Source organism: Pseudomonas sp. TH32 (assembly GCF_016650855.1).
Classification (GTDB): domain Bacteria; phylum Pseudomonadota; class Gammaproteobacteria; order Pseudomonadales; family Pseudomonadaceae; genus Aquipseudomonas.
In genome coordinates, this window is sequence record NZ_JAEKFA010000001.1 from 184384 (window position 1) to 199295 (window position 14912).

The window sequence follows — 14912 nt, forward strand, 5'->3', positions numbered from 1 at the left end:
GCTTATAATCGCCGGTTTGCAAAACAGCCGGCCTCTTTGCCCGCCGCCTACCGGATTCCTGTCATGTTACGAATCACCGAACTCAAGCTGCCCATCGACCATCCCGAAGAAGACCTGCGGCCAGCCATTGTGCAGCGCCTGGGCATCGCCAGTGATGACCTGCTCGATTTCACCCTGTTCAAACGCAGCTACGACGCCCGCAAGAAATCGTCGGAGCTGTGCTTCATCTACACCATCGACCTGAACGTCAAAGGCGAGGCGGCCCTGCTGCTCAAGTTCGCCGACGACCGCAACGTCAACCCGGCACCGGACATCAGCTACAAAGTTGTTGGCCATGCGCCGGAAGGCCTGACCGAGCGGCCGATCGTCGTGGGTTTTGGCCCGTGCGGGATCTTCGCCGGGCTGCTGCTGGCACAGATGGGCTTCAAGCCGATCATCCTCGAGCGCGGCCGCGAAGTGCGCCAGCGCACCAAGGACACCTGGGGCCTGTGGCGCAAGAATGTGCTGAACCCGGAATCCAACGTGCAGTTCGGTGAAGGCGGCGCCGGGACCTTCTCCGACGGCAAGCTCTACAGCCAGATCAAGGACCCGAAATTCCATGGTCGCAAGGTGCTGCACGAGTTCGTCAAGGCCGGCGCGCCGGACGAAATTCTCTACGTCAGCAAGCCGCACATCGGTACGTTTCGCCTGACCGGCGTCGTGGAAAACATGCGCCAGCAGATCATCGCCCTGGGCGGTGAAGTGCGCTTTGAGCAGCGGGTCACCGACGTGCTGATCGAAGATGGCCAGTTGAATGGCGTGGTGGTGGATGGCGGCGAGCAGATCCTGTCCAGACACGTGATCCTGGCCCTCGGCCACAGCGCCCGCGACACCTTCCGCATGCTCCATGGCCGTGGCGTGTACATGGAAGCCAAGCCGTTCTCGGTGGGTTTCCGCATCGAACACCCGCAATCGCTGATCGACGCCGCGCGCCTGGGCAAGTACGCCGGGCACCCGAAACTCGGCGCGGCGGATTACAAGCTGGTGCACCATGCCAAGAACGGCCGTTCGGTTTACAGCTTCTGCATGTGCCCGGGTGGCACCGTGGTAGCGGCGACGTCCGAGCCGAACCGCGTGGTGACCAACGGCATGAGCCAATACTCGCGTAACGAGCGCAACGCCAACTCAGGAATCGTGGTGGGCATCACCCCGGAAGTGGATTACCCGGGCGGCCCGCTGGCCGGGATCGAGTTGCAGGAGCGCCTGGAATCCCACGCGTTCATCCTCGGCGGCAGCAACTACGAAGCACCGGCGCAACTGGTCGGTGATTTCATCGCTGGCAAGCCGTCCACCGCCATCGGCACAGTGGAACCGTCCTACAAACCTGGCGTGGCCCTGGGTGACCTGGCCCTGGCGTTGCCGGACTTTGCCATCGAAGCCATCCGCGAAGCGCTGCCGGCGTTCGAGAAGCAGATCAAGGGTTACTCACTGCACGATGCGGTCCTGACCGGGATCGAAACCCGCACCTCGTCGCCGCTGCGGATTACCCGTAACGAGTCGATGCAGAGCTTGAACGTAAAGGGCTTGTTCCCGGCGGGTGAAGGTGCCGGTTATGCAGGCGGGATCTTGTCGGCGGGTGTCGACGGGATCCGGATCGCCGAGGCGCTGGCGCGGGATATGTTGGGTATCGAGGCCTGACGTAAACCTTGTAGGAGCCGGCTTGCCGGCGATGGCGTCCTCAAGATCGCCATCGCCGGCAAGCCGGCTCCTACAGTGGGTGTTTCAGATATTGGCGCGCAACACGCTGTCAGGCAGCGCTTCTCCCCGCTCGACACTGGCCGCAACGGCCGCGATCAAACCCTCCAACTCATACCCCTGCCCTGCCAGCCACGCCTGATCGTAATAGGTCGTGGCATAGCGCTCACCGCCGTCGCACAAGATCGCCACGATCGAGCCCGACTCCCCCGCCGCTTTCATCTGCTGCGCCGCAATCAACGCGCCGATCAGGTTGGTGCCGCTGGAACCGCCCACTCGCCGCCCCAGCCGCTGGGCCAGGTAATGCATGGCCGCCAGCGACAGCGCATCCGGCACCTTGACCATCGCATCAATCACTTTCGGCAAGAACGACGCCTCGACCCGTGGACGGCCAATGCCTTCGATGCGCGATCCACACTCCAGGCGCAGGCTGGCGTCGCCGCTCAGGTAATAGTCGAAAAACACCGAACGCTCCGCGTCCGCGCACAACACCCGGGTGCAGTGCTGGCGATAACGTACATAACGCCCCAACGTCGCCGTGGTGCCGCCTGTGCCGGGGCTGGAAATCAGCCAGCTCGGCTCCGGATAACGCTCAAAGCGCAACTGCTGGAAGATCGATTCGGCGATGTTGTTGTTGGCCCGCCAGTCGGTGGCGCGCTCGGCGTAGGTGAACTGGTCCATGAAGTGGCCACCGCTCTCCTGCGCCAGGCGCTCGGATTCGGCGTAGATCTGCGTCGGATCCTGTACCAGGTGGCTCTTGCCACCGTAGAACGCGATCTGCGCGATCTTTTCCTGGGAGGTGGTGGCCGGCATCACCGCAATAAACGGCAAGCCCAGCAACCGGGCGAAGTACGCCTCGGAAATCGCCGTGGAGCCGCTGGACGCCTCGATCACCGGTGCACCGGGCTTGAGCCAGCCATTGCACAACGCATAGAGGAACAACGAGCGCGCCAACCGGTGCTTCAGGCTGCCGGTGGGATGGCTGGACTCATCCTTGAAATACAGCTCGATGCCCGGCAAACCCGGCAGCGGCAAGGGAATCAAGTGGGTGTCGGCGCTGCGCTGGAAGTCCGCTTCAATAATACGAATGGCTTCGCGGGCCCATTGGCGGTTGTCGCTCATGATCGGTTTCTCTAAGGATTTCAGACTTGATCTTAGGATGTTTCCTACACTCCACACAGATACAGTCATGACTCAATTGGACACACAATTTTCGGGCTTTGGCGAGCAACTGATCAGGCCGATCCCTTATAACAAATAAGAATATAACTTTTGTTTTAACAACTAACGGTACGGGTTAGGGTACCCACCTATTGAACTTTGATTGGAGAGCATCCCTTGCCTCTGCGTAGCACTTTCACCCGATTCTTCCAGCTGGAAGCCGCCAGCGGTCTGCTCCTGATCGCTGCCGCCGCTTTGGCGCTGATCATCAACAACTCACCGCTGTCGCACTGGTACGCGAGCTTTCTCGACGTTCCCGTGGTCGCGCAAATTGGCGCGTTGAAAATCGCCAAGCCGGCGCTGCTGTGGATCAACGACGGGCTGATGGCCCTGTTCTTCCTGTTGATCGGCCTTGAGGTCAAACGCGAGGTGCTCGACGGCCAACTGTCCAAACCCTCGCAAGTGGTACTGCCGGGCGCGGCAGCCATCGGCGGCATGGTGGTGCCGGCCCTGATCTACTGGGCGCTGAACAAGGACAACCCCGCCGCCCTCGGTGGCTGGGCGATTCCCATGGCCACTGACATTGCCTTCGCCCTGGGCGTATTGGCCTTGCTGGGCAAGCGCGTGCCAGTGTCACTGAAGCTGTTCCTGATGACCCTGGCCATCATCGATGACCTGGGTGCAATCATCGTGATCGCCCTCTTCTACTCCGCCGACCTGTCCGGGGCCTCATTGGCCGGTGCCGCGGCGTGCCTGATCGCGTTGATTGCGATGAACCGGCTCGGCGTAGTCAAGCTGGGGCCCTACATGATTATCGGGCTGATCCTGTGGGTCTGTGTGCTCAAGAGTGGTGTGCACGCCACCCTGGCCGGCGTGACCCTGGCGTTCTGCATCCCGTTGCGCACGAAAAACGCCGAACCTTCGCCGCTGTTGACCCTGGAGCACGCGCTGCACCCTTGGGTGGCCTATGCGATCCTGCCGCTGTTTGCCTTTGCCAATGCCGGCGTCTCACTGACCGGCGTCAACCTGGAAAGCTTCACCCACCACGTGCCCCTGGGCATCGCCGCCGGCCTGCTGCTGGGCAAGACCGTTGGCGTGATGGGTTTCGCCTGGGTCATGGTCAAGACCGGCGTTGCAGCGCTGCCCGCCGGTGCCAACTGGGGCCAGGTGTTGGGCGTCGCGATCCTGTGCGGCATCGGCTTCACCATGAGCCTGTTTGTCGGCTCCCTGGCGTTTGTACCGGGCAGCAGTGAATACGCCGGCATGGACCGGATGGGCATCCTGACCGGCTCGATCTTGGCGGCGTTGATCGGGTATGCAGTGACGGCGATGGCCAGTCGCAAGCAGGTACTCGTTCAGGCGTAACCGCTTTTGGAGCCGGCTTGCCGGCTCCAACCTCCTCTAGGCCCATTCGGCGCCATCTCACAGAACCGTCCTACATCCACCCTCCGCTGCTTGCCATAACGTCGTGCTCCCGGCTCCACCGTCGGACGTCGTTATGCAACACGCCAGGAGGGCACGATGGCAAACAACAAGGACATACCCCAGGTCTGGCGATGCTACGGGACCGGCACGGGGGGCTACCGAAAGCTCGATAACATGAACGAGCGCGAGTTGGCTGATCGAGAGGCCAGGCAGCGAGCCTACGAAGCCATGCTTGCCCGACAGGAGGCCTACGAGGCCAGACGCAAAGTGGAGTCGCCGCCAACGCCACTGCCCAGGGTTGGATGCGTGTTCGCCAAGTCCTGCGACCTGCCCGACGCCCTCATCGACTACAACAATCCGTCCGGCTACATACCGCTTGATCGCATAGGGGACTATGGCGAGCACGTGCTGCTCGGTGGCCGTGAAACGGACAGTGAGGGGCTGCTGCCGCTCAAGAAGATCAGCGGCAGCGCACTCCCGGCAGGGCTCGGCACATTGGCATTGGGCGGTTCCGCGATAGGCGGGGCATCAAGCGTCGCAGCCGGTGCTGGGACAGTCGCCGCTGGCCTGATGCTTGGGGTTGCAGCACTTATCTGGCCCTCCAGCTTGGGCGACAGCGCGCTCTACAGCGACCGTCAACTGCGCTCAATGCCACGAGCGCGTACACGGGTTCGCCTGCACGTCGAGCAATTAGCTAACGGCACCCTCAAGGGATACGCCTTCTACACAGGGAAAAATCGCGACTGGGAAATGATCGATGTCGTGCAGTTTGGGCTGCGAGGCACACATCAGGTCGCAGACTTGGGCGACGGGATTGAGCTGATCTGGACGCCTGCCATCGATCCGGCCGACACACTTGGTATCCCTGCTTTGGAAGCTGCGCCGCAGGCACCGCAAATCTGGGTGTATCCGCCGACGGAGAAGGCCGCCAGCATCATCGTTGACCCGATCTACCCGCCGGAATACAGGGATTTCATTCTGGTGTTTCCGGCGGACTCGGGGGTTCGGCCGCTCTACGTGGTGGTCAGCGTTAGACCAGGGGACCATGGCTACTATGAGGCCCCTAACACACTTCCAGCCTTTCCCGACGCAGCAAGGGTTAAACCTAAATCATCCGTTCAAGGTGGAGGAAAAAAGAGAGCAAGGTGGGTCGATAGGAAAGGGAAAATCTACGAATGGGACTATAAAAGCAACGCCGTGGAAAAATTTGACAGATTTGCGATACACCTAGGAGAGTTCAACCATATAACGGGCGAGCAGACTGGCCCAGCAAAGCCAGGCAGAACGACTACTCGACAATAGCGAGAATACGATTCATGACCCATTTAACAATTACCGGCTTCTACCCTGACGAAAAACAGGATGATTCGTTGCAATACGAATTCGATATAGAAGGAGCCGAACTCAATCAGGCTGCTGCCCAACTCACAGAGTCAAAGCCTCTGGAAAACCTGGCTCCAGGTGAGCTGGAGCTGACAAAAAGTCAGATAACGCAATTGGCGGTGTTGCTTAACATCAACCTCCCCGATGACTTGGAATACTTCATCGGGGTACGCGCATAACGGTACAACCAAAGGTATGCCTTGATTTATCACGACCCGTCTTTGAGCCACGATGAAGCTATAAGCCTTCTAGCCACCAACGACCTAAACAAGATCACAGAAGCCCTTATATCCATTGGCCTTAACGAGACAGACGCTACGTGGGCACAAGAAACCTGCCTCCGGTATGTGAGCAATGATGACGAGAACATCGCGTCAGCTGCCATCATTGCGATAGGCCACATCGCGCGGCGCTTCGGTGAGCTGGACATGGCGAAAATTTCGCCAGCACTGCAACAAGCAAAAACAAAATCACCGTTTCTGAGTGGTGCCGTCCAAGACACGCTTGACGATATCCAGATGTTCACCTGATCTGGCAAGACATACGCCCAACAAAAAACCCCAACCGGTCACCCGGTTGGGGTTTTTCTGTTCCTGCGACCTTACTCTTAACGAGTAACGCGGCTGGTCCCGTTCACGGTCATGATGCGAACGCGGTCGCCGATGCGGAAGACTTCGTTCGGGTCAACGGCCTGGACGTAGGCGCGCATGCTGCCGTCGTCTTCACGAACGGTGACTTCAACGCCTTGGGTGCGGGTCAGGCCCTCTTCTGCAGCGGAACCCAGCAAGCCACCGGCAACGGCACCGATCACGCCGGTGACGATGCTGCCACGGCCACCACCGATAGCGCTGCCGCCAACACCACCAACCACTGCGCCAGCCACGCCGCCGATTGGGGTCTTGGTGCCTTCGATTTTCACCGGACGCAGGGATTCGATGGTGCCCATGCGAACAGTTTGCACGCGACGTGCTTCGTCACGGGAGTACGAGTCGCCGGTCAGACTCGAGGCGCAGCCACCCAGCAGCAACGACAAGGTGGTAAAGCAGGCAACCAGTAAAACAGACTTACGCATAGCATCAACTCCAAAGGACAGGTAATCATTAAACCGCTGCGGCTTGCTGCCTGTCACGCCATGCCGGGCAGAAAATTGTTTTCATTCAGCCTTAGTACAGTCTGCCTGTACCGAAAAACTCGACGAACGGTATAAACCTCACCGCCATCGGGATCTTCATGGACTGTTTCATCATTGTAGCGAATGGCTGAAAACGCGGCGCAGCGTTACACCTCCAAAGCCTCTGACTAGAGACTTCGGCGTGCAGCACTGCATTCAGGCGAGGTGACGAAAGGTGGGCTCAGGGCGCCAGCCGCTCACGGGACCAGTCGGCACCCTGCAAGCGGTAGTTCAAGCGGTCGTGCAAACGACTCGCGCGGCCTTGCCAGAACTCGATGCGCTCCGGCAGCAGGCGATATCCGCCCCAATGCTCGGGGCAGTCGGGCTGGGTATCACTGAAACGTTGCTCAGTGGCCTTGAGCAGGTCCTGTAACTCTTCGCGGTCCCGGATCACCCGGCTCTGCGGTGAAGCCCAGGCGCCCAGGCGGCTGCCCAGGGGGCGGACCTGGAAGTAAGCGTCCGATTCCTCAGGCGTGACCTTGACCACCCGGCCTTCGATGCGCACCTGGCGCTCCAGGGTCGGCCAGAAGAAGGTCATGGCAGCAAACGGGCGCGCCGCGAGCTGTTCGCCCTTGGCACTCTGATAGTTGGTGAAGAAGGTAAAGCCCTGTGCATCCAGACCCTTGAGCAGCAGGATCCGGCAATGGGGGCGACCGTCCTGGTCGACCGTTGCCAGGGTCATGGCATTGGCCTCCACCGGTGGCTGTTCGGTTTTCACCGCGTCGCTGAACCACTGGTGGAACAAGGCAAACGGTTCGTCCGGGGCCTGGGCCTCGCTCAAACCGTCCCGTGTGTAGTCACGGCGCATATCGGCCAGTGCCTGGGTCATGCGGCTTTATCCTTCTTGCTCAAATAATCAGTTTTTTGCCTGGTCGTTCGAAGCGGCTGGAGCAGCGGCCTTGGCCGGTGCTGGCTTTTTAGCAGCTGGCTTGGCCGGGGCCTTTTTGGCCGCTGGCTTGGCAGCGGCTTTCTTGGCGACCGGTTTTTTCGCCGGCGCGGCTTTTTTGACCGGAGCAACTGCTGGAGCAGGAACGTCCTGCACAGCCACCATTTCAGCCTTCGGCGGGTTGGCCGAGTTGTACTTGCTCAGCAGGGCCAGCATGGTGGTGCGCTGGGTGAACATGATTTCCATGCGACGGTTCAGGGCCCGGCCCTGGGTGCTGTCGTTGGCGGCACGTGGCATCAGGTCGCCCATGCCACGCAGCATCAGGCGGTCCTGCTTCAGGCCGCTGAGGCTGAAGATCGAGGCGATGGACTGCGCACGCTCCTTGGTCAGGGCCTGGCTCACTGGCTCGGCACCCGAGGTATCGACGTGGCCCAGCACCAGTACGGCGGTCTTCGGATCGCCTTCAACCGCCTTGGCAACGCGGGTGAATGGACCCAGGGTTACCGGCAGCAACATCGCCGGGCGTTTCGGGTTGTAGGAACCGTCGACCGGGGCAATCACTACCAATACGTTGTCGCGACGTTCCAGTTGCAGGTTGCTGTCCTTGATCGCGAGGCGCAGGCGCGGCTCGTAATCGTCCAGCCAGGCCTGGGTGATTTTTGGATCAGGCATCGGGATGTTGGCGACGTCGACCTTGGCCAATGGCTTTGGCTTGCTTTCGAACGGCCACCACCACTTGGTATCGGTATCTGTCTTGACGGCAGGTGCAGCAGCCGGTGCGGCAGCCGGTGCGCCGGACGCAGGCGTTGCGGCCTTGAGGTCGGCTTTCAGGTCAGCCTTGGCATCGTCGGCTTTCGACGAGAACGGCCACCAGCTGGAGCCGGTATCCGCCTTGGCAACCGGGGCCGGAGCCTGAGCAGGTGCTGCAGCGGCAGGTGCTACCGGCGCAGGCGCCTTGGCAGCAACGGCAGGTTTGGCATCCGGTTTGGTGTCGGCTTGGCTCACTGCGTCCTTGGTAGCAGCCTTATCGGAGCCAAATGACCACCAATGCCCACCTTCGGCATCATTTTGTGGGGTTTGTGCACAGCCAGTAATAGTGAGGCATAGCGCCAGTGCCAAGGACTTGTTCGATAACATGAGATATCCACAAAATGAGAAAAAATCAGGGGCCTGAATGACCCGTTAAACAGACGCTTCTGGAACATTAAAGTTACAACATTTCGCCTAGCGTCTTTTTGTAGGTGTCTTTGTAACAAAAAACGCAAGACAGCAAGCTATTTACAGACAACCGGCCAATATTCTTACCAACTTTTGCGCCCGCGGGTCCATAAGTACATAAGGCCCCAATGTATTGGTCACAAAACCAAAGGCTACATCATGTTCCGGGTCGGCAAATCCCACCGAACCACCGGCCCCGGGATGCCCAAAGGCCCGTGGGCCAAGGCCGAACGTGGCGTTTGGCACGTGCGGTTGATCCAACATGCAGCCCAGGCCAAAGCGGGTTTGTGTCAATAAGGTTTTATCCGGGCCAATACTGTGTTCGCGGGTCAACTCTTCAAGCATATCGGCTTCCAGCAAACTACCGTCGAGCAGCCCACTATAAAAACCCGCCAGACTTCGCGCATTACCGTGACCATTTGCCGCTGGCTGCTGCATACGCCGCCATTCGGGTTTATTAGTGCTGGTCAGAATAGACGGTGGATTGGTAAATGCACGGGTAGTCATCGCCGTCGGCTCGCGCATCGTTACTTGAAGTAAACGTTGTGCCGCCTCATCGCCTACATTGCCCTTGCCCCGGGCTATATGGGCAACTCGATAAAACTCTTCATCGGCCAGACCCACGTGAAAGTCCAGGCCCAATGGCCGCGCCACCCGGGCCACGATGGACTCGCCCGGGCCACGACCGTCGGCGCGACGAAGCAATTCGCCCACCAGCCAGCCGTAGGTAATCGCCGCGTAGCCATGGCCTTCCCCGAGCTTCCACCAGGGCGCTTCGGCCGCAAGGGCGTCGACCATCATTTGCCAGTCGTACAGCGCCTCGGCGGGCAGTGTTTCACGCAGGGCAGGCAGCCCGGCCTGGTGGCAGAGCAGATGGCGCAGGGTGATGGCTTCTTTGCCGGCTGCCGCGAATTCCGGCCAGTATCTGGCGACCGGTGCATCCAGCTGCAACTTGCCTTCGGCCACCAGTTGCAGCGCCGTGACGGCTGTAAACGTCTTGGTGCAGGAGAACAGGTTGGCGATGGTGTCGCTGTGCCAGGCCTCGGCACCGTCCTTGTCGGCGGTACCGGCCCACAGGTCGACGACGGTTTCGCCGCCGATCTGAATGCACAGCGCGGCGCCGCGCTCCTGAGGGTCGTCGAACAGCGCGGCGAAGGCTTCACGCACCGCTTCGAATTGAAGCTCGTAATGACCCTGAATCTGCACCTAAGCCCCCTCGGAAAAGTACCGCAAAAAGTGGCCAACATTGTTCCAGCCATTGAGTGATTTGTGAACCCGCACTCGTCGATCAGGACCGATCAATGGCCCTTGCCCGAATGCCCGCCGGAGCGCCCTGCACCCGGCCCTGCCGCATCGCCGTCATGCCCCGGTTTACCGCCTTCTCCGGTATGGACCACGCTGGCCGCCTTGGCCTTTTCGGCCTCCTTGCCCAACTGGTCGACGGCCGCCAGGTTACTTTTACGAACACTGTCAACGAAGCCCTGAAACGGCACATCGGTGATGCCCACCAGGCCGAAGTGGCCGTTTTCGCCGTCCAGCAGACGGCCGGTTACCGGCTGGTCGAGGTACTGGAACCAATGCACGCCAACAATCGATGGCTCGGCCATGGCCTGCTTGAGAAAGTTGGCGTACGCAGCCCCGCGATCCTCCTCCCTGGCCAACTGCGTCACGCCGCCCCAGAACGGACCACGGTCCGCCGAGCCGAAGTTGAACTCGGTGATCAGCACCGGCTTGTCCAACGCCCGCAGCGCCGCGAAGTCGTAGCCATCCTGGGGCTTGAGGGTATACATGTTGAAACTCAGCACGTCGCAATATTGCGCGCAGGACGCCACCGCCTCCGGTGTGCTGACAGCGTAACGGCCACCCAGCAACAGCTGGTTGGGCGCATGCCATTTCAGCGAGTCGGAGATGGTCTTGAAGTAGGCATCGGCGAAGGTCTTCTGGAAGTATTTGAAGTCTGCTTCGATTTCCGGGTGTTCGGGGTTCGGCATGGGCGGCACAAAGCCCGGGTCTTCCATCAGCTCCCAGGCAGGCAGGTCAATGCCCCAGGCCTTCGACAGGCCGGCCTGGTTGCGGTACTTGTCGCGCAACTGCTTGAGAAACGCGCGCTTGGCCGGAACGTCGGTGGTCATGCGCAACGTGCCATAGGCCAAGGCGTAGCGGGACTTCGGATCATCACCGGGACCGGCCCAGGCCAGCTCGTTGTCGGCGAAGAAACCGATCAGCCACGGGTCATCGCGATGGTCACGGGCGGCAATCGCCACCGCACGCTCGGTGGCCATGGCGAAACGCGGGTCGAACGGGTCGGGCATGCCGCCCCACCAATCGGTGCCGGTGCTGATGCTCGCGTAGTCGCCAACGATCGACAGCGGCAAGGTGTAAGGCACGCGATCAGCGGTCGCCAACTGCGGCGCACTCCAGTTGCCCACGGTGTTGAAACCCCAGGCTTGCAGGCGATCCAGGGCATGGGTCACCCAACGTTTCTGGTCGAAGCCTTCCGGGGCGCAAGGCGCCGGGGGCACACAGGGCTGGGCAAACGTGCGCTGCAGGTTGGCGCCGTAAAAATCGTACCAGCGGCCGACATTAAAGCTGCGGCCCTGATCGGCACCATTGCCGCCACGGTTATCACCGCTGCCGTAGTACTTATCAAAGGGTTCACCGGCCTTGGGCAACGCGGCAAACATCCATTCGCGACCTGCCACGTAAGTCTGGCTGTTGTCCGGGGCCACGGTGTTGACGCCCAGGGAGTAGAACGGATGGCCTTCCGGCGTCACCAGGTACCAGCGCCCGTCGCGCTTCTCGGTGCGGAAGAAGCCGCTGGCATCGAAGGCCGGGCCTTTGTTCCAGCCGCCGAATTTGTCCAGGGAGGCTTTGTCACGCTCGGCCAGCCAGCCCTTGAGCTGTTGCTGTTCCTTGACCGCTGCTGCCCTCAACTGGTCATCACTGCTGACTTTCTCCGGCCATCTGGCGCGGGTGGACTGCCCGTAGGCATCCACCAGATCGCTGTAGGTGGCCTTGAGCACCGGCTCGATGTCCTGCACGCCGAAGCGCTCCAACAAAATGCTTTGGGCGACATTGGGCTTGATCATCGACAGGGTTACCGACACGACCTGGCTGCGGTCGATCTCCCCTTCACTGCTGGCCAGCAATACGCGCTGGCCATCGACGGTGACCGGCATGGGCGGGCCGGCCTTCATGCCCTGGCTCAGCGGCGAGTTGGCTTGCAGCGGAATCAGCAGTGTCTGCGCCGGGCCTGCGGGCAGGTCGATACGGCTTAACAGCGTCCGGCCGTCATTGCTCTGCACCTTGACGTACAGGGTCAACGCCCAGTCCATCGCACTCTGAATGCGCAAGCTCATGGCGCCGGATTGCGACCAGTCCCAGGCACCGGTCTGCGGGCTGAGCACCAGGCTCGGCTCGGCCGCCGGGTTGAAGGTAATACGGCGCAGCACTTCGCCTTCAGGGGTTTGTTCGGCGTTGTATTGCGGCAGGCTGGCGTCCTGGGTCGCTACCTTGACCACATCAGCGGGCCGTACAAAGTTGAACAACGTTTGTTGCCCCGCAGGCGCAGCCAGCAAGGGCGCGGCAAACAACAAGGCAAAAACAGCGGGCAGCGTGCGAATCATGTGAACAAGGTTCTCCCAAACGGCCGATGACTGGCCTGATGACGTGAAGCAATGGTGAGATAGACCACGAAGTGGGCGATTTCGCCCACGGTGGCTTATGAAATTTCCCGCCGGAACGGCGGCAAAGCATTCAGGATAGCTTTGCCGTAGCGCTGGGTGACCAGGCGCCGGTCAAGCAAGGTGATGGTGCCGCGATCTTCTTCGGTACGCAGCAGGCGCCCGCAGGCCTGGACCAGCTTCAGGGAAGCGTCCGGCACCGAGATTTCCATGAACGGATTGCCGCCCCGGGCCTCGATCCACTCGGCCAGCGCGGCCTCCACCGGATCATCCGGCACCGAGAACGGGATCTTGGCGATCACCACGTGCTCACAGTAGGCGCCCGGTAAGTCAACACCCTCGGCGAAACTGGCCAGGCCGAACAGCACGCTGGAGTCGCCGCCATCCACCCGCGCCTTGTGCTTGTTCAGGGTTTCCTGTTTCGACAGGTTGCCCTGGATAAACACCTGCTTGCGCCAGTCACGGTCAAGGCCGTCAAACACGTCCTGCATCTGTTTGCGGGACGAGAACAGCACCAGCGTGCCCCGGGAACCTTCCACCAGCGACGGCAGGTCGCGAATGATCGCCGCCGTGTGGGCCGGCGCATCACGCGGGTCGGCCTTGAGGTCCGGCACCCGCAGCACACCGGCGTCGGCGTGATGGAACGGGCTCGGCACCACGGCGGTGACGGCCTTTTTCGGCAGCCCGGCGCGCATGCGGAAGCGGTCGAAGGTGCCCAGGGCGGTCAGCGTGGCCGAGGTGACCAGGGCGCCGTAGGCCACGTTCCACAGGTTGCGTCGGAGCATTTCCGCCGCCAGGATCGGGCTGGCGTTGACCTCGATATCAAACAATGCACCGCTTTCCGACAAGGTCAGCCAGCGAGCCATGGGCGGGTTGTCTTCCGGGTCTTCGACGGTAAAGGCCGTCCACAGCTCCCAGTTGCCCTGGGACCGGGACAACAGGCTGCCAAACAGCGGGTACCATTCTTCGGCCTGGTTGCTGGCGATGCCGATGTTGACCTCGCCGTCCATGCCTTCCTTGAGCAAATCGGTGAGACGGGTGAACAGGTCGGTCAGGCGCGAAAAGCCCTTCTTCAGCTCAATGCCCATCTCGCGCATGTGCTCGGGAATCAGCCCGCCGACGAAACGATGACGCGGCCGCTCGCGGCCTTCCACGTCTTCGCCGGGCTTGAAGTCTGCCACCTGCTCGCAGGCACTGAACATGAATTGCTGCTGGGTCTTGATCTCCCGCGCCAGCTCCGGCACCTGCTCGATCAACTTGCCCAGGTCGCCCGGCAACGGGTGCTGGGCAAGCAACTTGGTGAGGTTCTTGGCGGTGGTTTCCAGCCAGTCCGCGGTGGAACGCAGCCGCGTGTAGTGGGCGAAGTGGCCGATGGCCTTGTCAGGCAGGTGATGGCCTTCGTCGAATACGTAAAGGGTGTCGCGGGGGTCGGGCAAGACAGCACCGCCGCCCAGGGCCAGGTCGGCGAGGACCATGTCATGGTTGGTGACAATAACGTCGACCTTACCCATGCCTTCCCGGGCCTTGTAGAAGGCGCACTGGCCGAAGTTGGGGCAATGACGGTTGGTGCACTGGCTGTGATCGGTGGTGAGGCGCGCCCAGTCGGCGTCTTCCAGGGCGTTGGGCCAGCTGTCGCGGTCGCCGTCCCATTTATTGCCCGCCAGTTTCTCGATCATGCTGGTAAACAGCTTCTGACTGACCTCATCGACTTCGATCTTGAAGCCTTCTTCTTCGAACAGCGACGCCGTGGCGGTTTGCGCGTGGCCTTCCTGCAACAGCACGTCGAGCTTGGACAGGCACATGTAGCGCCCACGGCCCTTGGCCAGGGCGAAGGTAAAGTTCAGGCCACTGTTGCGCATCAGGTCGGGCAGGTCTTTGTAGACGATCTGCTCTTGCAGGGCGACGGTGGCGGTGGCAATCACCAGGCGCTTGCCGGCGGCCTTGGCAGTAGGAATCGCCGCCAGGCTGTAGGCCACGGTTTTCCCGGTACCGGTGCCGGCCTCGACGGCCACCACCGCTGGGTCGCCACTGCGCCGGCCTTCGTCGTCGGTGTCGATATCCCCGAGGACCTTGGCCACTTCGGCGATCATCAGGCGCTGGCCGTATCGCGGTTTCAAGCTCTTGGCTTCGAGAAAACGCGAGTAGGCGCCCTGGATCGTGGTTTTGAGTTCAGTGCTGATCATGGATAGTCGGGCGCAAAAAACGCTGGATAAATTTTCAGTGGTTCGGATCGGCCGCTATCATACCCCGC

The 14912-nt window shown here is 61.2% G+C and carries 12 protein-coding genes; 5 read left to right on the plus strand and 7 right to left on the minus strand.

Annotation, left to right across the window (positions count from 1 at the left end; translation table 11 throughout):
- Positions 1-63 precede the first annotated feature (63 nt).
- Positions 64-1677 (plus strand): NAD(P)/FAD-dependent oxidoreductase, encoded by a 1614-nt coding sequence (locus tag JFV30_RS00880; protein WP_201121545.1) that lies wholly within the window; start codon positions 64-66, stop codon positions 1675-1677.
- Positions 1678-1761: 84 nt separating this feature from the next.
- On the opposite strand, the gene JFV30_RS00885 is transcribed toward JFV30_RS00880, so the two are convergent.
- Positions 1762-2859 (minus strand): PLP-dependent cysteine synthase family protein, encoded by a 1098-nt coding sequence (locus JFV30_RS00885; protein WP_173860404.1) that lies wholly within the window; start codon positions 2857-2859, stop codon positions 1762-1764.
- Between the two features lie 213 nt (positions 2860-3072).
- Here JFV30_RS00885 and nhaA point away from each other — a divergent pair, with 213 nt between their 5' ends.
- The 4 genes from nhaA (at position 3073) to JFV30_RS00905 (ending at position 6233) form a co-directional block, all read left to right on the plus strand.
- Positions 3073-4260, plus strand: coding sequence for a Na+/H+ antiporter NhaA (nhaA, locus tag JFV30_RS00890; protein WP_010176701.1), 1188 nt, complete (start codon positions 3073-3075; stop codon positions 4258-4260).
- A 156-nt stretch (positions 4261-4416) separates the two neighbouring features.
- Complete coding sequence (locus tag JFV30_RS00895) at positions 4417-5622, plus strand: S-type pyocin domain-containing protein (protein ID WP_201121546.1); 1206 nt, start codon at positions 4417-4419, stop codon at positions 5620-5622.
- A 14-nt stretch (positions 5623-5636) separates the two neighbouring features.
- The gene (locus tag JFV30_RS00900; RefSeq protein WP_201121547.1) at positions 5637-5882 is read left to right on the plus strand and encodes a pyocin S6 family toxin immunity protein; all 246 of its coding nucleotides are present in this window, start codon (positions 5637-5639) and stop codon (positions 5880-5882) included.
- 21 nt (positions 5883-5903) lie between these two features.
- A complete protein-coding gene (locus tag JFV30_RS00905; RefSeq protein ID WP_201121548.1) occupies positions 5904-6233 on the plus strand; it encodes a hypothetical protein in 330 nt (109 codons plus the stop codon).
- Between the two features lie 77 nt (positions 6234-6310).
- Here JFV30_RS00905 and JFV30_RS00910 read toward each other — a convergent pair whose 3' ends face one another.
- The 6 genes from JFV30_RS00910 to dinG form a co-directional block, all read right to left on the minus strand.
- The gene (locus JFV30_RS00910; protein ID WP_010176704.1) at positions 6311-6775 is read right to left on the minus strand and encodes a glycine zipper 2TM domain-containing protein; all 465 of its coding nucleotides are present in this window, start codon (positions 6773-6775) and stop codon (positions 6311-6313) included.
- A 280-nt stretch (positions 6776-7055) separates the two neighbouring features.
- A complete protein-coding gene (gene pdxH / locus JFV30_RS00915; RefSeq protein WP_201121549.1) occupies positions 7056-7703 on the minus strand; it encodes a pyridoxamine 5'-phosphate oxidase in 648 nt (215 codons plus the stop codon).
- Between the two features lie 27 nt (positions 7704-7730).
- Positions 7731-8897 carry an OmpA family protein gene (locus JFV30_RS00920; protein WP_201121550.1) on the minus strand — a complete coding sequence of 389 codons (1167 nt, stop codon included), beginning with the start codon at positions 8895-8897 and terminating at the stop codon, positions 7731-7733.
- A gap of 141 nt (positions 8898-9038) precedes the next feature.
- Positions 9039-10184, minus strand: coding sequence for a serine hydrolase domain-containing protein (locus JFV30_RS00925; RefSeq protein ID WP_169387257.1), 1146 nt, complete (start codon positions 10182-10184; stop codon positions 9039-9041).
- 92 nt (positions 10185-10276) lie between these two features.
- The gene (locus tag JFV30_RS00930) at positions 10277-12604 is read right to left on the minus strand and encodes a beta-galactosidase (protein WP_201121551.1); all 2328 of its coding nucleotides are present in this window, start codon (positions 12602-12604) and stop codon (positions 10277-10279) included.
- Positions 12605-12699: 95 nt separating this feature from the next.
- Positions 12700-14844 (minus strand): ATP-dependent DNA helicase DinG, encoded by a 2145-nt coding sequence (gene dinG, locus JFV30_RS00935; RefSeq protein ID WP_010176709.1) that lies wholly within the window; start codon positions 14842-14844, stop codon positions 12700-12702.
- Positions 14845-14912 lie beyond the last annotated feature (68 nt).